Annotated in this window: 16 protein-coding genes; 9 read left to right on the top strand and 7 right to left on the bottom strand. The window is 56.0% G+C overall.

All coding sequences use genetic code 11. From position 1 onward, the window contains the following. Positions 1 to 172: 172 nt before the first annotated feature. From ACQG2G_RS14520 to ACQG2G_RS14510, 3 genes are read left to right on the top strand one after another with little or no spacing between them, the layout of a single operon-like run. The gene (locus ACQG2G_RS14520; protein ID WP_045903350.1) at positions 173 to 1858 is read left to right on the top strand and encodes a sensor histidine kinase; all 1686 of its coding nucleotides are present in this window, start codon (positions 173 to 175) and stop codon (positions 1856 to 1858) included. After that, complete coding sequence (btsR, locus tag ACQG2G_RS14515) at positions 1852 to 2571, top strand: two-component system response regulator BtsR (RefSeq protein ID WP_014832665.1); 720 nt, start codon at positions 1852 to 1854, stop codon at positions 2569 to 2571. Before ACQG2G_RS14520 ends, btsR begins: the two co-directional genes overlap by 7 nt. Before the next feature lie 47 nt (positions 2572 to 2618). Next, on the top strand, positions 2619 to 3089 hold the full coding sequence (locus ACQG2G_RS14510) for a DUF1456 family protein (protein ID WP_020690148.1): 471 nt from the start codon (positions 2619 to 2621) through the stop codon (positions 3087 to 3089). A gap of 96 nt (positions 3090 to 3185) precedes the next feature. On the opposite strand, the gene metG is transcribed toward ACQG2G_RS14510, so the two are convergent. Then, positions 3186 to 5219, bottom strand: coding sequence for a methionine--tRNA ligase (metG, locus tag ACQG2G_RS14505; protein WP_023619774.1), 2034 nt, complete (start codon positions 5217 to 5219; stop codon positions 3186 to 3188). 137 nt (positions 5220 to 5356) lie between these two features. Between metG and apbC the strand changes: the two genes are divergently transcribed. Then, positions 5357 to 6466: an iron-sulfur cluster carrier protein ApbC gene (gene apbC / locus ACQG2G_RS14500; RefSeq protein ID WP_013097927.1), complete on the top strand. Its 1110-nt coding sequence runs from the start codon at positions 5357 to 5359 to the stop codon at positions 6464 to 6466. Between the two features lie 95 nt (positions 6467 to 6561). On the opposite strand, the gene ACQG2G_RS14495 is transcribed toward apbC, so the two are convergent. Both ACQG2G_RS14495 and ACQG2G_RS14490 read right to left on the bottom strand, forming a co-directional pair. Next, entirely contained in the window at positions 6562 to 7047 is a 486-nt protein-coding gene (locus ACQG2G_RS14495) for a GNAT family N-acetyltransferase (RefSeq protein ID WP_028028119.1), read from the bottom strand. After that, positions 6992 to 7324 (bottom strand): RcnB family protein, encoded by a 333-nt coding sequence (locus ACQG2G_RS14490; protein ID WP_061771882.1) that lies wholly within the window; start codon positions 7322 to 7324, stop codon positions 6992 to 6994. Before ACQG2G_RS14490 ends, ACQG2G_RS14495 begins: the two co-directional genes overlap by 56 nt. 468 nt (positions 7325 to 7792) lie before the next feature. Here ACQG2G_RS14490 and ACQG2G_RS14485 point away from each other — a divergent pair, with 468 nt between their 5' ends. The 3 genes from ACQG2G_RS14485 to etk are packed head-to-tail and all read left to right on the top strand — an operon-like array spanning position 7793 to position 11579. Then, positions 7793 to 8932 (top strand): polysaccharide export protein, encoded by a 1140-nt coding sequence (locus ACQG2G_RS14485; protein ID WP_023622076.1) that lies wholly within the window; start codon positions 7793 to 7795, stop codon positions 8930 to 8932. Next, the gene (locus ACQG2G_RS14480; protein WP_013097923.1) at positions 8932 to 9381 is read left to right on the top strand and encodes a protein-tyrosine-phosphatase; all 450 of its coding nucleotides are present in this window, start codon (positions 8932 to 8934) and stop codon (positions 9379 to 9381) included. The genes ACQG2G_RS14485 and ACQG2G_RS14480 overlap by 1 nt, the downstream gene beginning before the upstream one ends. After that, complete coding sequence (gene etk, locus ACQG2G_RS14475) at positions 9381 to 11579, top strand: tyrosine-protein kinase (protein ID WP_248766578.1); 2199 nt, start codon at positions 9381 to 9383, stop codon at positions 11577 to 11579. The genes ACQG2G_RS14480 and etk overlap by 1 nt, the downstream gene beginning before the upstream one ends. Here the strand turns inward: etk and ACQG2G_RS14470 are convergent. Both ACQG2G_RS14470 and ACQG2G_RS14465 read right to left on the bottom strand, forming a co-directional pair. Continuing rightward, entirely contained in the window at positions 11576 to 12919 is a 1344-nt protein-coding gene (locus tag ACQG2G_RS14470; protein WP_248766577.1) for an NCS2 family permease, read from the bottom strand. The two genes, etk and ACQG2G_RS14470, sit on opposite strands and share 4 nt — an antisense overlap. Before the next feature lie 20 nt (positions 12920 to 12939). Beyond that, a complete protein-coding gene (locus ACQG2G_RS14465) occupies positions 12940 to 14718 on the bottom strand; it encodes an adenine deaminase (RefSeq protein ID WP_248766576.1) in 1779 nt (592 codons plus the stop codon). A 122-nt stretch (positions 14719 to 14840) separates the two neighbouring features. Between ACQG2G_RS14465 and ACQG2G_RS14460 the strand changes: the two genes are divergently transcribed. Both ACQG2G_RS14460 and ACQG2G_RS14455 read left to right on the top strand, forming a co-directional pair. Continuing rightward, positions 14841 to 15761, top strand: coding sequence for a LysR family transcriptional regulator (locus tag ACQG2G_RS14460; protein ID WP_162780648.1), 921 nt, complete (start codon positions 14841 to 14843; stop codon positions 15759 to 15761). Between the two features lie 70 nt (positions 15762 to 15831). Beyond that, entirely contained in the window at positions 15832 to 16347 is a 516-nt protein-coding gene (locus ACQG2G_RS14455) for a protein disulfide oxidoreductase (RefSeq protein WP_020690158.1), read from the top strand. A gap of 36 nt (positions 16348 to 16383) precedes the next feature. On the opposite strand, the gene ACQG2G_RS14450 is transcribed toward ACQG2G_RS14455, so the two are convergent. Both ACQG2G_RS14450 and ACQG2G_RS14445 read right to left on the bottom strand, forming a co-directional pair. After that, a complete protein-coding gene (locus ACQG2G_RS14450) occupies positions 16384 to 17850 on the bottom strand; it encodes a pyridoxal phosphate-dependent decarboxylase family protein (protein ID WP_013097917.1) in 1467 nt (488 codons plus the stop codon). 18 nt (positions 17851 to 17868) lie between these two features. Beyond that, positions 17869 to 19245, bottom strand: a complete 1377-nt coding sequence (locus ACQG2G_RS14445; RefSeq protein ID WP_013097916.1) for a diaminobutyrate--2-oxoglutarate transaminase — start codon at positions 19243 to 19245, stop codon at positions 17869 to 17871. Positions 19246 to 19265 lie beyond the last annotated feature (20 nt).

Raw genomic sequence — 19265 nt, 5'->3', positions numbered from 1 at the left:
TTGTCGAACCAGGAAGAATTGCCTTTTTTTTGTACAAATAATGCGAAGCAGCCGTTATGTTCGGCAAAAGATGTGATGACGGACACGATTTACCGCTTTTTTGGACTGCTTCAAAGAAACTTCGGCGCCTTCAGTGTATGTTACGCGTTTTCAGAAGGTGCGGTTCCTGAGTATGTACGAGTTTAATCTGGTGCTGCTGTTGCTTCAGCAGATGTGCGTGTTTCTTGTCATCGCCTGGTTGATGAGTAAGACGCGTCTGTTTATCCCGCTGATGCAAGTCACCGTCCGCCTGCCGCACAAGCTCCTCTGTTATGTGACCTTCTCCATTTTCTGCATCATGGGGACCTATTTTGGCCTCCATATCGAAGACTCCATTGCCAATACGCGCGCCATCGGCGCGGTGATGGGCGGGCTGCTGGGCGGCCCGGTTGTGGGTGGCCTTGTCGGTTTAACCGGTGGGCTGCACCGCTATTCCATGGGCGGGATGACGGCGCTGAGCTGCATGATCTCGACCATCGTGGAAGGGCTGCTTGGTGGCCTGGTGCACAGCTACATGATCAAACGAGGCCGCCCGGATAAAGTCTTCAGCCCGCTTACCGCTGGCGCGATCACCTTTGTGGCCGAAATGGCGCAAATGGCGATCATTCTGCTTATCGCCCGACCTTTTGAGGACGCACTGCATCTGGTGAACAGTATTGCCGCCCCGATGATGGTCACCAACACCGTGGGCGCGGCGCTGTTTATGCGCATTCTGCTCGACAAGCGCGCCATGTTTGAGAAATACACCTCGGCGTTCTCTGCCACGGCACTGAAAGTCGCCGCTTCAACCGAGGGGATCCTGCGTCAGGGCTTTAACGAAGAAAACAGCATGAAGGTGGCGCAGGTGCTCTATCAGGAGCTGGATATTGGTGCCGTTGCGATTACCGATCGTGAAAAGCTGCTGGCCTTTACCGGTACCGGCGACGATCACCACCTTCCCGGCAGACCGATTTCGTCCGCGTATACGCTTCGTGCGATAGAGACCGGTGAGGTAGTCTATGCCGACGGTAACGAAGTGCCTTACCGCTGTTCGCTGCATCCGCAGTGTAAGCTCGGCTCTACGCTGGTCATTCCGCTGCGGGGGGAAAACCAGCGGGTGATGGGAACCATTAAGCTCTACGAAGCGAAGAACCGCTTGTTCAGCTCGATCAACCGGACGTTGGGGGAGGGGATTGCGCAGCTGCTTTCCGCGCAGATCCTGGCGGGGCAATATGAGCGGCAAAAAGCCCTGTTAACGCAGTCGGAGATAAAGCTCCTGCACGCTCAGGTGAACCCGCATTTCCTGTTTAATGCCCTCAACACCCTGAAAGCGGTGATCCGCCGCGACAGCGATCAGGCCGCGCAGCTGGTGCAGTTTCTGTCGACGTTTTTCCGCAAGAACCTGAAACGGCCGTCTGAGATTGTGACCCTGGCCGATGAGATTGAACATGTTAACGCCTACCTGCAGATTGAGCAGGCGCGCTTCCAGTCTCGTCTGCAGGTGTCGTTATCCGTGCCGGATGAGCTGGCGTATCAGCATCTCCCGGCCTTTACGCTGCAGCCTATTGTGGAAAATGCCATTAAACACGGGACATCGCAGCTTCTGGGCACCGGGGAGATCACTATTTCTGCCAGCCGGTTTAATCATCATCTGGTGCTGAATATTGAAGACAATGCCGGGCTTTACGTCCCGTCCTCTTCCGGCGGGCTGGGGATGAGCCTGGTGGATAAACGCCTGCGCGCTCACTTTGGGGATGGATGTGGCATCACCGTGGCCTGTGAGCCGGACCGATTTACCCGTATTACGTTACGATTGCCGCTGGAGGAGACCGCATGTTAAGAGTGCTGATAGTCGATGATGAACCGTTGGCACGGGAAAACCTGCGCGTGCTGTTGCAGGAGCAGAGTGACATTGAGATTGTGGGAGAGTGCGCCAATGCCATTGAAGCCATTGGTGCTGTACATAAACTGCGTCCGGATGTGCTGTTCCTCGACATCCAGATGCCCCGTATCAGCGGGCTGGAGATGGTCGGCATGCTTGACCCGGAGCATCGCCCGTATATCGTGTTTCTGACGGCGTTTGACGAATATGCCGTGAAGGCCTTTGAAGAACACGCGTTCGATTACCTGCTGAAGCCGATTGAAGAGAAGCGGCTCGAAAAGACCCTGACGCGTTTACGCCAGGAGCGTACGGTACAGGACGTCACGCTGCTGCCGGAAAACCAGCAGCCGCTGAAGTTTATCCCGTGTACCGGGCATAGCCGGATTTACCTGCTGCAAATGGATGATGTGGCATTTGTCAGCAGTCGCCTGAGCGGGGTGTTTGTCACCAGCGCCGAGGGCAATGAAGGCTTCACCGAGCTGACGCTGCGCACGCTGGAGAGCCGCACGCCGCTTGTCCGCTGCCATCGGCAGTATCTGGTTAACATGGCGCACCTGAAAGAGATCCGTCTGGAAGATAACGGTCAGGCAGAGCTGGTACTGCGGGCCGGTCAAACGGTACCCGTCAGTCGTCGCTACCTGAAAAGTTTGAAAGAGGCGATTGGGCTGTAAAACTGGTACACTGCGCGCCATTGCATCATCGACAGTTAAAGGCACTCATGCTTAGTAATGATATTCTTCGTAGCCTGCGCTACACCCTGAAAGCAAACAACAACGACATGGTGCGCATTCTTGCGCTGTCTGCCATGGAATCCACCTCTGCTGGTTTTGACACCTGGATGACCAAAGAGGACGAAGAGGGGTTTGTTCGCTGCCCTGACATTATCCTGTCAGGCTTCCTGAACGGCCTGATCTACGATAAGCGTGGCAAAGATGATTCTGCACCTGAACTGGCGCTGGAGCGTCGGGTGGACAACAACACGGTGCTGAAAAAGCTGCGTATCGCGTTCTCGCTGAAAACGGATGATATTGTGGCGATCATGACGGAGCAAAAATACCGTGTATCCGTGCCGGAAGTGACCGCCATGATGCGTGCGCCGGGCCACAAAAATTACCGCGAGTGCGGCGACCAGTTTCTGCGTAACTTCCTGCGTGGGCTGACCCACCGGGTGCATAATACGAAGGCGTGATTGCGGAATGGGTGCGGCCTGATGCCCTCATCCCGGCCCTCTCTCTGTGCGAGAGGGAGAACAAAAAAAGCCGGAGATAATCTCCGGCTTTTTTTGTTATTTCACCTGCTGACCCGGCTTCGCGCCTTCGTCAGGGCTTAACAGGAAGATATCTTTCCCGCCAGGACCTGCGGCCATCACCATCCCCTCAGAGATGCCGAAGCGCATTTTACGCGGTGCCAGGTTCGCGACCATGACGGTCTGACGGCCAATCAGTACCTGCGGATCAGGATAGGCAGAACGGATGCCGGAGAAGACGTTACGCTTCTCACCGCCCAGATCCAGCGTCAGGCGCAGCAGCTTGTCAGAGCCTTCCACGAATTCCGCGTTTTCAATCAGCGCCACGCGCAGGTCAACTTTAGCGAAATCGTCAAAGGTGATGGTCTCCTGAATCGGATCGTCTGCCAGCGGGCCGGTCACCGGTGCGGCAGCTGCTTTCACCTCTTCTTTCGAGGCTTCCACCAGGGCTTCAACCTGTTTCATTTCGATGCGATTGTAGAGCGCCTTGAAGGTATTCACCTTGTGGCCAAGCAGCGGTTGCTGGATTGCATCCCAGCTCAGTTCGGTGTTCAGGAACGCTTCTGCACGCGCTGCCAGCTGCGGCAGTACAGGCTTCAGCCAGGTCATAAGCACGCGGAACATGTTCAGACCCATGGTGCAGATCGCCTGCAGGTCAGCGTCGCGGCCTTCCTGTTTCGCGACAACCCACGGGGCCTGCTCGTCCACATAGCGGTTGGCAACATCGGCCAGCGCCATGATTTCACGAATTGCTTTACCGAATTCACGGCTTTCCCAGGCTTCGCCAACCGCAGCGGCGGCATCGGTGAAGGTTTTATACAGCTCAGGATCGGCCAGCTCGGCAGAAAGCACGCCGTCAAAACGCTTGGCGATAAAGCCCGCGTTTCGGGACGCCAGGTTCACCACCTTGTTCACGATGTCCGCGTTCACGCGCTGCACGAAATCTTCCAGGTTCAGGTCGATATCGTCGATGCGGGAAGAGAGCTTCGCCGCGTAATAATAACGCAGGCTGTCCGCATCAAAGTGGTTCAGCCATGTGCTGGCTTTGATAAACGTCCCACGCGATTTGGACATCTTCGCGCCGTTCACCGTCACGTAGCCGTGAACAAACAGGTTGGTTGGCTTGCGGAAGTTGCTGCCTTCCAGCATTGCCGGCCAGAACAGGCTGTGGAAGTAAACGATGTCTTTGCCGATGAAGTGATACAGCTCGGCGGTGGAATCTTTCTTCCAGTATTCGTCGAAGCTGACGGTGTCGCCACGCTTGTCGCACAGGTTCTTGAAGGAGCCCATGTAGCCGATTGGCGCGTCCAGCCAGACGTAGAAATATTTGCCCGGTGCATTTGGAATTTCGAAACCAAAGTAGGGCGCATCGCGGGAGATATCCCACTGCTGCAGGCCGGATTCGAACCACTCCTGCATTTTGTTCGCTACCTGCTCCTGCAGCGCGCCGCTGCGGGTCCACGCCTGCAGCATTTCGCTAAAGGATGGCAGGTCGAAGAAGAAGTGCTCGGAGTCACGCATCACAGGCGTGGCGCCGGAGACCACCGATTTCGGGTCGATCAGCTCTGTCGGGCTATAGGTAGCGCCGCATACTTCGCAGTTATCGCCGTACTGATCCGGTGATTTACATTTCGGGCAGGTGCCTTTGACGAAACGGTCCGGCAGGAACATGCCTTTTTCCGGATCGTACAGCTGAGAAATAGTGCGGTTTTTAATAAAACCGTTCTCTTTCAGACGGGTGTAGATAAGCGTTGACAGCTCGCGGTTCTCCTCGCTGTGCGTGGAGTGGTAGTTGTCATAGCTGATGTCAAAGCCAGCAAAATCGGTCTGATGCTCCTGACTCATTTCGGCAATCATCTGCTCCGGGGAAACACCCAGCTGCTGGGCTTTCAGCATGATCGGCGTGCCGTGGGCATCGTCCGCGCAGATGAAGTTAACCTCGTGGCCGCGCATTCGCTGGTAACGGACCCAGACATCAGCCTGGATATGCTCCAGCATGTGGCCGAGGTGGATTGAGCCGTTGGCGTACGGCAGTGCGCACGTTACCAGAATTTTTTTCGCGACTTGAGTCATAGTAGGCATTACTTCTTTTAACTGTGAAAAGGGTTTTTGATATTACCAAAAGGGGCATTATTAAGTAAGCACAAACCACGGCCTTTCAGGTAAACTTGTTCATCTAAGGTCTTATTCACAAGAACAAAGGAGTCGGGATGAGTTCGCAATCCCAGGCCAAATCACCGGAAGCCTTACGAGCAATGGTCGCCGGGACGCTGGCTAACTTTCAGCATCCAACCCTGAAGCACAATCTCACTACGCTGAAAGCGTTGCACCATGTCGCATGGCTGGACGATACGCTGCACATCGAGCTGCAGATGCCGTTCGTCTGGACCAGCGCCTTCGACGCGCTGAAAGAGCAAACCAGCTCGGAGCTGCTGCGCATTACCGGTGCAAAAGCGATTGACTGGAAGCTGAGCCACAGTATCGCCACCCTCAAGCGGGTGAAAAACCAGCCCGGCGTTAACGGTGTGAAAAACATCATCGCCGTCAGCTCCGGCAAGGGCGGGGTGGGGAAATCGTCTACCGCCGTCAACCTGGCGCTCGCGCTGGCGGCCGAAGGGGCGAAGGTTGGTATTCTGGATGCGGATATCTACGGGCCGTCAATTCCCAACATGCTGGGCGCAGAAAACCAGCGTCCAACCTCGCCAGATGGAACCCACATGGCGCCAATCATGGCGCACGGTCTGGCAACGAATTCCATCGGTTATCTGGTGACTGATGACAATGCGATGGTCTGGCGTGGTCCAATGGCCAGCAAAGCGCTGATGCAGATGCTGCAGGAGACACTGTGGCCGGATCTGGATTATCTGGTGCTGGATATGCCGCCGGGTACTGGTGATATCCAGCTGACGCTGGCGCAGAACATCCCCGTCACCGGGGCGGTTGTTGTCACCACGCCGCAGGATATCGCGCTGATCGACGCCAAAAAAGGCATCGTGATGTTTGAGAAAGTCGAGGTGCCTGTGCTCGGTATCGTCGAGAACATGAGCATGCACATCTGCAGCAACTGTGGTCATCACGAGCCTATCTTCGGCACCGGCGGTGCAGAAAAACTGGCGGCGCAGTACCACACCCAGCTGCTGGGACAGATGCCGCTGCACATCACGCTGCGTGAAGATCTGGATAGCGGGAAACCGACGGTCATCAACCGCCCGGACAGTGAGTTTGCGGAGTTGTACCGTCAGCTGGCGGGGCGCGTTGCGGCGCAGCTTTACTGGCAGGGTGAAGTCATTCCTGGCGAAATCGCCTTCCGCGCGGTGTAATTCTTCTGCGCTTGAGTGCCGGGTGGCGCTTCGCTTACCCGGCCTACAAATGGCACCATCATGTAGGTCGGGTAAGGCGAAGCCGCCACCCGACATTAACGCAATCGGTAATGCATCAGATAATACTCTCCCTCCGGAGAATCCCCCGTTGCCTCGATGTGCCAGCCATGACGCTGATAAAACGCGATAGCCCGTTCGTTTCTCACCAGACACTTTAACGCCCCCGTACTGGTAAACGTTTTTTGTACCTGTTCCAGCAGCAAACGGCCAACACCCAGGCTCTGATACTGCGGATCAACGAACAGATTGTGCAGAAAGTTATCATTCGTCCAGACTGACGCAAAGCCCACACGATGGCCGTTCTGTACAGCAACCCAAATCACTTCGTCTCGGGTTGCCTCGTCAAAATCTTCGAGTTGCCATTCTGCACCGTTCAGCCACGGCCACGCCTCGCGGCGGGCATGCAGGTAAAGGGTGCGCAGGAAAGGACGATCGCTCTCCTGCCACGGCCGAATATGGACGGTATCAGCGATGATAGAAGATATCTCCGTTATAGGCTTTATAGATCTTACCGTCGGCATCGCCGATCAGGACATAGTTCTCGCCCATATAGGTCCAGTGCGTACCCGCATCCGGCGCCGGGAGGTTACGCAGTTGATACTGTTTGATGGTGTATTCAGGGGTTTGATACAGCGCCGGAGCCGTGTCGCCAATTTTGAACTTCGTGAAATCAGCAATGAACTCTCGTTCTTCATAAGCTTTGATGCCGCCAGATGCTGACGCCGTTTGCGGGGCTGCCGAAGCCGCGCTCGCAAGAGACATTACTACACCCAGAAGCAGCCATGTACGCTTAGCCATTTTTTCTCCAGTTATACCGTTACTGATACGCTCAGCCTGCTGTGTTGACGATATGGCAGACAGCCTATTTTAAGTATCCCAGCAGAGCCTGTTAGAAAAAAAATGTAACAAAAGTGGACGGTTTTGTGTAGATCAAACGGTTAATACTATTTTGTTTATGAATATTATTTCCTAGGACTTATTCAGAACGGAAATATTTTTTTTAATTAATTCTGAAAATATAAGTTTACTCTAAATTTGTGACCTGAAATGCATGCATTTCATTTGAAGACGATTTAAACTTCTAAAAGCGGAGCGGTTTAATTCTCAATTCTACGTGGTTCCGGTCCTTCAGTTCATTCTACACATCATTCAGTGATGTGTAATTTTACGTAATTGCTTGAAAAACAGCATATTGAAAAAGTAGGCGATTCTTCCGGAATGGCCTGTTATGCGTTTTTTGCGCTCATGAATGAAATATTAATTCTAATGAAAAACACAACCACATTATCTGTAATATTCTTAGCGATAAGTCAGTTGACGGGCTGCGTATTTTCTCCCGGGCAAACATTAAGCTCAGCGGGAAAAAACGTCATTACGTCGGGTGATGAAAATAATAATTTAGATAAGCGCGTGGATCTCTATCCTGTTACCCCTTCATTGATTGAGAAATTGCGCCCTGCCGTCACCAAATCTCAGTCTAATCCTAAGCTCGATGAGCAGGTCAGAAACTGGGAGTACCGCATTGGAACCGGTGATATTTTGACCGTAACCGTCTGGGATCACCCTGAACTGACAACACCGGCCGGACAGTATCGCAGTGCCAGTGACACCGGCAACTGGGTCAACGCCGACGGTACGCTCTTCTATCCCTATGTCGGCAAACTCCCGGTGGCGGGAAAAACGGTCTCTGAAGTCAGGGAAGAGATCGCCAAACGGCTGGATAGCGTGATCGAAAGCCCGCAGGTTGACGTCAGCGTGGCTGCCTTCCGCTCGCAAAAGGCCTATGTCACTGGCGAAGTCGTCAAATCTGGTCAGCAGGCAATCACCAATATTCCCCTAACGGTCATGGATGCCGTCAACGCGGCAGGCGGGCTTTCTGCCGATGCGGACTGGCGCAATGTGGTTCTCACTCACGAGGGGAAAGATTCGCGCCTCTCTCTGTATGCGCTGATGCAGCACGGCGACCTGACGCAAAATAAGCTGCTCTATCCGGGCGATATCCTTTTTGTGCCTCGTAATGACGCCCTGAAAGTCTTCGTGATGGGGGAGGTGATTAAGCAGAGCACGCTCAAGATGGACAGGAGCGGAATGACCCTTGCTGAAGCGCTGAGCAATGCGGGCGGCCTGAATCAGGATATGGCCGATGCGACGGGCATTTTTGTCATTCGCTCCATTGCCAAAGGCAACGACGCGGGAAAAATTGCCAACATTTATCAGCTTAACGCGCAGGATGCCTCCGCAATGGTGTTGGGCACCGAATTCCAGCTTGAGCCGTACGACATTGTCTACGTTACCACGGCACCGCTGTCACGCTGGAATCGCGTCATTACGCAGCTCGTGCCGACCATCAGTGGCGTTCATGACTTGACCGAAACGGTCCGTTACATCAGATCGTGGCCGCAATAATGTTTGATTCCATCTTAGTGGTCTGCACCGGCAATATTTGTCGCTCGCCGATTGGCGAGCGGCTGTTGCGCCAGCTGCTACCGGGAAAACGGATAACCTCGGCAGGTATCTATGGGCTGGAGGGCAGCCCGGCGGATGTCAGCGCTCAGGACGTGGCCAGGCGGCATGGGATCTCACTTGAGGGACATCGCGCCCGCAAACTGACCCCGCAGATCATGCGGGAATCGGATCTGATTCTGGTGATGGAGCCTGCGCATCTTCGCTTTATCTCTGACATGGCCCCGGAAATTCGCGGCAAATCGCTGCTTTTTGGGCAATGGCTGGGGCCGCAGGACATCCCCGATCCCTATTGTAAAAGTCGTGAAGCGTTCGATTATGTTTTCGGTCTGCTGGGCAAAGCCAGTCAGGAATGGGCTCATCGTTTGAGTCAACAAGGAATGAAGCGTTAATGTCGTCTTACACAACAGACAGTTACGGTGCGGCAGCACCGGAGAATCATGAAATCGATCTCATTAGCCTGCTCGGCGAGGTGATCGATCACCGTGCAGTCATTTTATCGATAACTTTCCTGTTCACCCTGCTGGCGGGGCTGTATGCCTTTCTGGCCACGCCCGTTTATCGCGCTGATGCCTTAATCCAGGTAGAAGGAAAGCAGGATAACAGCCTGCTCAAAAATTTAAGGCAGTTTGGGAGTGAGATGTCTCCCGATGTCGAACCTGAAATTCTTCTGCTTAAATCGCGGATGATCCTGGGCGCAACCGTCGATGAATTAGGCCTAACGCAGCACGTGACGCAGCGTACGTTCCCGGTAGTGGGACGTCTGTGGGCACGGTTGCAGGGCCGTAAACCGGCGACGGTTGCCCTTGGCTGGCTGCAACTTCCCCCTGTTGAAGGAAAGCCTCGCACCCTTGTGCTCACTGTGCTGGAAAAAGGGGCATACCGGCTGGAGGGGGATAACTTTTATGCCGAGGGCAGGGAAGGGAAACCGCTGGAAAAAGCCGGCGTTTCACTGTTGGTGGTGAAAATGAATGCGCCAACGGGCACGCAATTCACGGTGCAAAACAGCACCCGTCTGGAAGCTATCAATACGCTCAGCACCCAATTTAGCGTCGTTGAATCGGCAAAGCAGAGTGGGGTGCTGACGCTCACGCTGACCGGAAACGATCCTGAGCGCATTGCGCATGTGCTTGACCGGATTGCCAACAACTATCTGCAGCAAAACATTGCGCGCCAGGAAGCACAGGATGCCCGCAGTCTTGCATTTTTGCAGAAGCAATTGCCTAAAATCAGAAGCGAACTGGATCTGGCTGAAGAGCGGCTGAATCAGTATCGCAAACAGCGTGACTCGGTGGATCTCTCCCTGGAAGCGAAATCGGTTCTCGAGCAGATTGTGAATATCGAAAACCAGCTCAACGAGCTGACGTTTCGTGAGGCGGAGATTTCTCAGCTGTTCAAGAAAGAGCACCCGAACTACCGCGCCTTGCGTGAAAAGCGTCAGACGCTTGAGCAGGAGAAGGTTCGCCTTAATCAGCGTGTCGCCGCCATGCCATCGACTCAGCAGGACATTTTGCGCCTCAGTCGGGATGTGGAGTCAGGCCGCACCATCTATTTGCAGCTCCTCACCCGTCAGCAGGAGCTGAACATTTCGCGCTCCAGCGCCATTGGTAACGTGCGAATTATCGACAGTGCGGTGACGCAACCCGATCCCATCAAACCGCGAAAGCTGGTGGTCATCGTCTTAGGCATCTTGTTGGGGCTGATATGCTCAATGGGGCTGGTCCTGGTCCGCATGGCGCTCAGACGCGGCATCAACACCTCCGAGCAACTGGAAGGGCTTGGCGTACAGGTGATGGCCACCTTGCCCCGTTCCCTGTGGCTGTGGAAAAAAACCAATCTGCGTAAAAAACGTGTTTTTGGCTCACGCTGGAGACACAAGATTGTCGGTGTCCCTTTCCTGCCGGTTGATCGGCCTGCGGATGTTTTTGTCGAGGCCGCACGGGGGCTGCGCACCAGCCTGCATTTCACCTTGCAGGATGCCGCTAACCGGATCGTGATGATTTCAGGCCCAACGCAGGACTGCGGTAAAACCCTTGTCAGCACCTCGCTGGCCGCGATTGAGGCGCAGGCCGGGCTCAGGGTGTTATTCATTGATGCGGATATGCGCGAAGGCTATGTACACAACATCTTCGATCTGAAAAACCATACCGGGCTTTCCGACGTGCTTGACGGAAAATGTCATTTCCAGGCGGCGATTCAGCGCTATGAGAAAGGCAACATTGATGTACTGACCTGCGGGCCGGTTCCGTTACGCCCCTCTGAACTGCTGATGAGCGAACGCTTCAGGGCGTTAATGACCTGGGCAGACGAGCATTATGATCTTGTGATCCTCGATACCCCGCCGGTGCTGGCCGTAACCGACGCCTCAGTGGCTGCCCCGGTGGCCGCCACCTCGCTGCTGGTGGCCCGCTATGGTAAAACCAGCCTCAAAGAGATGGAGAACAGCATTAAGCGTTTGCAGCAAACGGGGGCGCATATCAACGGCACCGTGCTGAACGATGTAGTGAAATCGGCAGCGCTGTATTACCGTGCAGGCTATGGCCATTACGAGTATGGCCAACGCCCGACACGGCAACCGCGCAAGGATTAGTGCTTCACCAGCGTGGCAAAGTAATACACCAGCGGAATGGCGAGGATCCAAAGACCAACGGGGATTTCTCGCCATTTTCCTGCAATCGCTTTAATGACGATGTAAAACAGCAGCCCTCCCGCAATCCCTGTCCCGAAGCTGTTGGCAATCAGAGTAATCATTACCATCATCAGCACCGGCAGCCCGTCGGTGAAGTTTGCCAGATCCACCTTACGCAGGCCGCTGAACATATTCAGGCCGATCAGGATCAGGGCAGGGGCGGTGGCTTCTTTTGGGATCATGAGCGCAACGGGCGTAAACAGCAGCATCAGCAGGAACATAACCGCAGCGGCCAGCGCCGTCATGCCGGTTTTCCCCCCCGCTTCTGCGGCCGCGGAGGATTCAATCAGCGCCGTGGCGGCAGGAATACCCACCCACGGGCCAATCGCGGCGGCAATCGAGTCCACCATAAACGGGCGATTGATGTTTGCCATATTGCCCTCTTCATCCAGCAGCCCGGCTTCACCTCCCACCGCCAGCGTGGTGCCCATGATGGAGAAAAACTCCGATGCGAAAAAGACAAACAGGAACGGCAGGAAGGCAATATTCAGCGCGCCCAGCATGTCGATATGACCCAGCACCGGCGTCAGTGAGTGAGGCATATCAATAAAGCTGGCAGGAAGGTGGGTCACCCCCATCGGAATGCCCACGAGAGTGGCAAACAAAATGGCCCACAAAATGGCGCCCGGAATGCGACGCGCCTGCAGGGCAATGGCGAGGAACAGGCCGCTGAGCGCCACCAGCGCGCCTGGCGAGAGAAAATCACCCAGCATCAGCGCGTTCGTTTTTGCGTTAGCCAGCACCAGCCCGGCATTGCGAAAGCCCAGTACGGCGACAAAAAGACCGATAGAGGCCGTCAGTCCCAGTTTGATGGACTGCGGTACGGAGCGGGTCACAACCTCTCGCAGGCCAAAACGGGTGAGCAGGAAGAACAAAATTCCCGACCAGCAGGCAATGCCCAGACCAATTTGCCAGCCGATGCCTTCACTGCCCGCCAGCGTTACCCCAACCAGCACCGAGCCACCAATGCCTGGCCCAACAATAAACGGCAGGTTGGCGTAAAACGCCATCAGCAGCGTACCGGCCACAAACACCAAAATGGTACCGGTGGTCGCCGCGCCTTTATCCATCCCGCCCACGGCGAGAAGCCCCGGGATGACCACCAGCAAATAGGCGGCGGCGAGAAAACCGGTGAGACCGGCCAGACACTCTGTGCGCACGGTACTGCCGCGCGTATGCAGTGCAAAACGACGTTCAAGCCAGTTCCCTGGTGCTGGCGAATTAACGGTATTGTCGGCCATTATCCGGCTCTCCTTCGGTATTATTGTGTGATGTCCGGGGTTTCCCGGTAAGAAATCAGCGGATCGACAATCTGGCGCGTGCTGCCATCGGTCAGTCCAAGATCGGTTAAATGCGGCCCGGCGTTGCAGGCAAGGCACGTCCCTTCAATGGCTTTAAATACTCTGTATGGCGGCTCCCAGTCGGCAATCTGGCTGCTGCGTTCACGCAATTCACGAAACTGGCGCGCCAGTTCCGCAGGGGCGAGTTCTGACAACATCCCCGCAATGGGCATCGCCACATGGGCGATCACATCCCCGTTCTGGACCAGCGCCATCCCGCCACCGCTTTGGATCAGCGTGTTGGCGGCCAGTGCCATGTCATCAGGATTGCGTCCCAGTACCACCAGGTTGTGTGAATCGTGGGAGTAGCTGGTGGCAATGGCCCCCCGCAGCTCTCCCCAGCCTTCCAGCAGGGCGATTTGCGGTTTTGCCGCATGGCGCGCGTGGCGGTGCTGAACCCAAATCAGGCTAAAACCAGCCGGTATCTCAACGCGTCCGTCACGTACCCGGGCGTCGGTTTCTCCCCAGCGGGTAAAACGTGCACCGCTGATATGACGCAGGCGCGCCACACCGTGGTTTGCGTTGTCGATGCGCATGTAAAAATCACTGGCGGTCAGCGACGACAGTCGCACGGTATCCCGGGGCAGCGTCAGGGGCGTATCAACAATCGGCTCGATCATCGCTCCGTCACGGGCAATGCATTTTCCGGCGACGTACACCCGGCGAGCCGTCAGTTTATCCAGTGAATCGAACACCACCAGATCCGCACGACGACCCGCGGCAATCAGCCCGAGATCGTTACGCTGCAGGCGCAGGGAAGCATTCAGGGTGGCACACCGCAGCGCGTCCGTCGCCGGAAGGCCATGTTCAATCAGCAGGTTGAGCAGGGCGATGATTCCGCCTTTTTCCATCAGGATGTCCGGTGGGACATCGTCAGTGCAGACCGTGATTTGTGACGACAGATGCGGCAGCGTTTTCAGCGCGCTGACGATATCAGGCAGCAGATAAGGATGCGAGCCGCGGATCTCCAGCGTCAGCCCGGCGCGTAATTTTTCCAGCGCATCGTCGGCGGAGGTGAGTTCATGATCGGAGGTGACGCCCGCCGCCAGATACGCCTGTAAATCCGCGCCGCTCAGACCACGCGCGTGACCTTCAATCAGCTTCCCACTTTCCAGCCCGGCCTGCAGGATCTCCAGCATACGCTGACTGCCATTCAGCACCCCGTGCATGTCCATCACTTCCGCCACGCCGCGCACTTCGGGCCAGCCAAGCAGGGTATTCATCTCTTCGCCCGCAAAGTCTGCGCCGGACATCTCCAGCCCCGGTGTGGAAGGGACGCTCGATGGCGCCGCGACCATTACATGCAGTGGCAGGTTGCGGCTCGCCTCAATGGCAAAGCGGACGCCCTCAATGCCCAGCACGTTCGCCAGCTCGTGCGGATCCCAGAACACCGCGGTGGTGCCCTGCGCCAGTACGATCTCTGCGTAGCGGGCGGGCAGCAGGTGCGAGCTTTCAAGGTGAACATGCGTGTCCATTAGCCCCGGAGAGAGAAACTGGTTGTTCAGGTCATGCGTCTCAAGCGCATCGTTGCGGCTGCCGCGTGGATGGACGCTGGCGATAAGCGAGCCGACGATGCCCACATCCGCGTCGCGGATCTCACCGGTTGCCATATCAACAACTCGGGTATGCGTAAGCAACAGGTCAAACGGCGTTTCGCCTCGTGCAGCCTTCACGGCGCGGCGTCGGGTTTCGGCAGTCATGCAATTAACAGTTCCAGCATTGAAATATTGACGTTACTCTATGCACCCGGCAAACGTTTGCCCAGCTGATAAAATTTATCGCCCGATAACCCCGGGTTATTCTGTGACGCGTGTAATGGATAATGATGACGGAACCCTGGCAGCGCTTGCCTGCGCTCTCCCTTCGGCAGCTACAGTATTTTGTCACTCTGGCGCAGCTGCGTCATTTTACGGATACCGCCAGTAAACTGGCCATCAGCCAGCCGGCGCTCAGCAGCGCCCTGCGGCAAATCGAAACCGTGCTCGGCGGTAAACTGGTCAACCGTACCGCGTCGGCGGTCACGCTGACCGAGCTGGGGCACGCCATTCTGCCACACGCCCAGCGGGTGCTCAGCGTGGCGCAGCTGGCGTTTGATGATATGCAGCAGATTGTGCAGGCCGGCGGCGACGGTACGGTGCGGATCGGTCTGGTGCCTTCAGTCAGTTCGCTACTGTTTCCGCTGCTGCCGCAGACGCTGGCGCAGGCCTTTCCACGTCTGCGGGTGGAGTTTCACGACCAGACCAACGATGCGCTGGTGGCGCAACTGCTGAAAGGGCAGATTGATTTTGGCATCGGGGCGCTGGACAACTCGGTACCCGAACAGCTGGACGTGTTCCCGTTGCAGGAGGATCCGTTTGTGGCCGTGCTGCACTGCGACGATCCGCTCGCCGCGTCGGCACATGTTCCCTGGAAACAGCTGGTGGGCCGGGATATTGCCGTCTTCTCAAAAGGCAATATTCAGCGGCTGGTCAATGCGCTTGCCGAAAGCCACCGTCTGTCCCTGCAGACCCGTTATCAGGTGGACTATATCGAGACATTATACGGGCTGGTGCGCTCGAAGCTTGCCGTGGGGATATTGCCTCAGCTTTACACCACCCACCTGCAGGACCCGCAGCTTAAGGTGGTTCACCTTCAGCAACCGGCCCTGGCGCGCACGGTGGCGCTGATGCGTGCCCCGCAGGCGCTGCCGCCGCTCATTGAATCCTGCTTTACCCTGATGGTTGATACCTTACGCACCAGGTAGGGCGACACTTCTTTACAGCGAAACGGCGCGCAGCTCGCTAAGATGACTTTCGTTAAATCACGAGGTCACAATGGAAAACCGCAAATTCAGCCAACTGCGCCGCTGGGCGCGGGAAGGGATCATACTCGTACTGCTGGCGCTGGCCGTGATGTGGGGTGTGGATCAGTACCGCAAGCCGACATTACCCGCCACGTTTAGCGCTACCCCAATGCAGGGTATTGATGGCTCAGTACATGACATTGCTGCACTCAGTCAGGATCGGCCGCTGCTGATTTACGTCTGGGCGACCTGGTGCAGCATCTGTCGTTATACCACGCCTGCGGTCAATAGGCTGGCAGAAGAGGGCGGGAACGTGGTGAGTATTGCCATGCGCTCTGGTGATGACGCTAAGCTTGCGCGCTGGGTCGAAAAGAAGCAGCTGAAAATGCCGGTGATTAATGACGAAAACGGTGCGCTGTCACAGCAATGGCAGGTTAGCGTAACGCCGACGCTGGTGCTGGTCTCTAAAGGCAATGTCGTCAGTACAACAACGGGCTGGACAAGCTACTGGGGATTAAAAGTCAGGATGTGGTGGGCAGGGTTATAAAAATAGCCCCTCTTCCGGTGGAAGAGGGGCTGTGTATTACTTCGCCAGAACTTCCTGCGCAGTACGCTCAACCAGAGACAGCAGGGTTTTGATATCCTCCAGCGTCACGGTTGGGTTCAGCAGCGTCAGCTTCAGACAGGTCACGCCGTTATGCTCGGTCACGCCGACGTTTGCACGGCCGGACTCCAGCAGCGCATCACCAATTTTCTGGTTCAGCAGGGCGATACCTGCATCATCTGCCTGCACCTCGCCACGGAAGCGGAACAGCACGCTTGCCAGCTGTGGCTGCATAACCAGTTCCAGAGCGGGCTGCTCTTTCACATAAGCTGCAACCTGCTGCGCCAGCGTCACGCCGTGATCGATAATCGCCGCGTATTGCTCCTGACCCAGCGCTTCCAGGCTCATCCACAGCTTCAGCGCGTCGAAACGGCGTGTGGTCTGCAGCGATTTGGAAACCAGGTTCGGCACGCCGGCTTCTTCGTCGAACTCAGAGTTCAGGTAAGCCGCCTGATAGCGCATCAGCTCATAGTGGCGCGCTTCCTTCAGCAGGAATGCGCCGCAGCTGATGGTCTGGAAGAACTGTTTGTGGAAGTCCAGAGTAACGGAATCCACCAGTTCAATGCCGTCCAGGTAGTGACGATACTGCTCAGACATCAGCAGTGCGCCGCCCCAGGCCGCATCAACGTGTACCCAGATGTTCTGTTTCGCCGCCAGTTCAGCAATGGCACGCAGCGGGTCAATAGCACCGGCATCGGTGGTCCCGGCTGTCGCGACAATCGCCAGAATCTGTTCGCCGTTGGCGTTGCACTGCTCGATTTTCGCCGCCAGATCGGTCAGATCCATGCGAGAGAATTCGTCAGTTTTCACCTGCACGACGGACTGATAACCCAGCCCCATCAGCGCCATGTTTTTCTGCACGGAGAAGTGCGCGTTTTCGGAGCACAGTACGCGGATCTTACGCAGATCGCCCGTCAGACCATCCTGCTGGACAGAGTGGCCCTGACGTGCGAAGAATGCATCACGTGCCAGCATCAGACCCATCAGGTTGCTCTGGGTGCCGCCGCTGGTGAAGACACCCGCGTCGCCAGCCTGATAACCCACGCGGGTACGCAGCCATTCGATCAGTTTGATCTCAATAATGGTTGCGGACGGGCTTTGATCCCAGGAGTCCATGCTCTGGTTAGTGGCGTTAATCAGCACTTCCGCCGCCTGGCTAACGACCAGGCTTGGGCAGTGCAGGTGCGCCACACACTGCGGGTGATGAACGGACAAGCTGTCTTTCAGGAAAAACTCGACGGCGCGTTCAATCGCCGCTTCGTTGCCCAGCCCTTTCGGGTTGAAATCCAGCTTAATGCGGTCGCGCAGTTCCGCGACCGTTTTGCCCTGATACATCTCAGGCTGTTTCAGCCACTGCATCACAGCCTGAGTGCTTTGTTCAATCGCCTGCTGGTAAGCTTCAATGCTCTGCGCAGAGGAGAACAAAATTGGGTTTGAATCAGACATCGTAATCAACAACTCCGGTTACGCCGGGCGAACGCCCGCAGCAAGCAGTGCCTGCTCGAATTTATCCAGGAAGACTTTCAGCTCATCATCGCTGATCAGCAGAGAAGGCAGCAGACGCAGAACGATACCGTTACGACCACCGCGCTCCAGAATCAGACCGGCTTCGAAGCACTTCTTCTGAATCAGTGCAGACAGCTCGCCATCACCCGGGAAGCAACCCATGTGGTCAGCGGCTTCGTGTGGCTTAACGATCTCAATACCGATCATCATGCCCAGACCGCGAACGTGGCCGATAACCGGATAGCGTTTCGCCATCTCGTTCAGCTGGCCTTTCAGCCATTCGCCCTGTGCAGCCACTTTGCCAGCGATGTTCTGGTCTTTCAGGATCTTCAGCGTCGTCAGACCGGTTGCCATCGCCAGCTGGTTGCCGCGGAAGGTGCCGGTGTGGTGACCTGGTGCCCATGCATCGAACTGCTTTTTGATACCGAGCACAGCCAGTGGCAGACCGCCACCAACGGCTTTAGACATCACGATGATGTCTGGCTCAATGCCCGCGTGTTCGAACGCGAAGAATTTACCGGTACGGGCAAAGCCTGCCTGAACTTCGTCCAGGATCAGCAGAATGCCGTGTTCCTGAGTCACTTTACGGATGCGCTGCAGCCACTCAACCGGAGCCGGGTTCACGCCGCCTTCACCCTGAACGGCTTCCAGGATTACCGCAGCAGGTTTACGCACGCCGCTTTCAACGTCGTTGATCAGGTTTTCGAAGTAGTAGGTCAGCGCTTTCACGCCCGCTTCACCGCCGATACCCAGTGGGCAACGGTACTGGTGTGGGTAAGGCATGAACTGCACTTCTGGCATCATACCGTCTACCGCTTCTTTCGGAGACAGGTTACCGGTCACGGACAGTGCACCGTGAGTCATACCGTGGTAACCACCCGAGAAGCTGATGATACCGCTACGGCCGGTGACTTTTTTCGCCAGCTTCAGCGCCGCTTCCACGGCGTCAGCACCGGATGGACCGGTGAACTGCAGGCAGTACTCTTTGCCCTGACCAGGCAGCAGAGAAAGCAGGTATTCGGAAAACGCGTCTTTCAGAGGCGTAGTCAGATCCAGAGTATGTAACGGCAAGCCGCTGGTAATGACATTTTGGATGCTTTTCAGCACATCAGGGTGGTTATGGCCAAGCGCGAGGGTGCCTGCGCCTGCTAAACAGTCAAGGTATTCTTTATTATCTGCATCGGTGATCCACACGCCTTCTGCTTTAGTGATGGCTAAAGGCAGTTTGCGCGGATAACTCCTGACGTTAGATTCAAACTCGGCCTGACGGGCCAGATAGGTTTCGTTGCTTTTGTGGGCATCTACGGTGTCAATACGGACTTTATCCGTCATCATATCACTCCTACAACCGCCGC

Source organism: Enterobacter cloacae complex sp. 382A5, assembly GCF_050031095.1.
GTDB lineage: Bacteria > Pseudomonadota > Gammaproteobacteria > Enterobacterales > Enterobacteriaceae > Enterobacter > Enterobacter cloacae.
This window is presented reverse-complemented; position numbering and strand designations above follow the sequence as displayed.

Excerpts from the sequence above, each read along its gene's own strand:
- ACQG2G_RS14520 (WP_045903350.1), top strand. The coding sequence starts at position 173 with ATGTACGAGTTTAATCTGGTGCTGCTGTTGCTTCAGCAGATGTGCGTG.
- btsR (WP_014832665.1), top strand. The coding sequence starts at position 1,852 with ATGTTAAGAGTGCTGATAGTCGATGATGAACCGTTGGCACGGGAAAAC.
- ACQG2G_RS14510 (WP_020690148.1), top strand. The coding sequence starts at position 2,619 with ATGCTTAGTAATGATATTCTTCGTAGCCTGCGCTACACCCTGAAAGCA.
- metG (WP_023619774.1), bottom strand. The coding sequence starts at position 5,219 with ATGACTCAAGTCGCGAAAAAAATTCTGGTAACGTGCGCACTGCCGTAC.
- apbC (WP_013097927.1), top strand. The coding sequence starts at position 5,357 with ATGAGTTCGCAATCCCAGGCCAAATCACCGGAAGCCTTACGAGCAATG.
- ACQG2G_RS14495 (WP_028028119.1), bottom strand. The coding sequence starts at position 7,047 with ATGCCGACGGTAAGATCTATAAAGCCTATAACGGAGATATCTTCTATC.
- ACQG2G_RS14490 (WP_061771882.1), bottom strand. The coding sequence starts at position 7,324 with ATGGCTAAGCGTACATGGCTGCTTCTGGGTGTAGTAATGTCTCTTGCG.
- ACQG2G_RS14485 (WP_023622076.1), top strand. The coding sequence starts at position 7,793 with ATGAAAAACACAACCACATTATCTGTAATATTCTTAGCGATAAGTCAG.
- ACQG2G_RS14480 (WP_013097923.1), top strand. The coding sequence starts at position 8,932 with ATGTTTGATTCCATCTTAGTGGTCTGCACCGGCAATATTTGTCGCTCG.
- etk (WP_248766578.1), top strand. The coding sequence starts at position 9,381 with ATGTCGTCTTACACAACAGACAGTTACGGTGCGGCAGCACCGGAGAAT.
- ACQG2G_RS14470 (WP_248766577.1), bottom strand. The coding sequence starts at position 12,919 with ATGGCCGACAATACCGTTAATTCGCCAGCACCAGGGAACTGGCTTGAA.
- ACQG2G_RS14465 (WP_248766576.1), bottom strand. The coding sequence starts at position 14,718 with ATGACTGCCGAAACCCGACGCCGCGCCGTGAAGGCTGCACGAGGCGAA.
- ACQG2G_RS14460 (WP_162780648.1), top strand. The coding sequence starts at position 14,841 with ATGATGACGGAACCCTGGCAGCGCTTGCCTGCGCTCTCCCTTCGGCAG.
- ACQG2G_RS14455 (WP_020690158.1), top strand. The coding sequence starts at position 15,832 with ATGGAAAACCGCAAATTCAGCCAACTGCGCCGCTGGGCGCGGGAAGGG.
- ACQG2G_RS14450 (WP_013097917.1), bottom strand. The coding sequence starts at position 17,850 with ATGTCTGATTCAAACCCAATTTTGTTCTCCTCTGCGCAGAGCATTGAA.
- ACQG2G_RS14445 (WP_013097916.1), bottom strand. The coding sequence starts at position 19,245 with ATGATGACGGATAAAGTCCGTATTGACACCGTAGATGCCCACAAAAGC.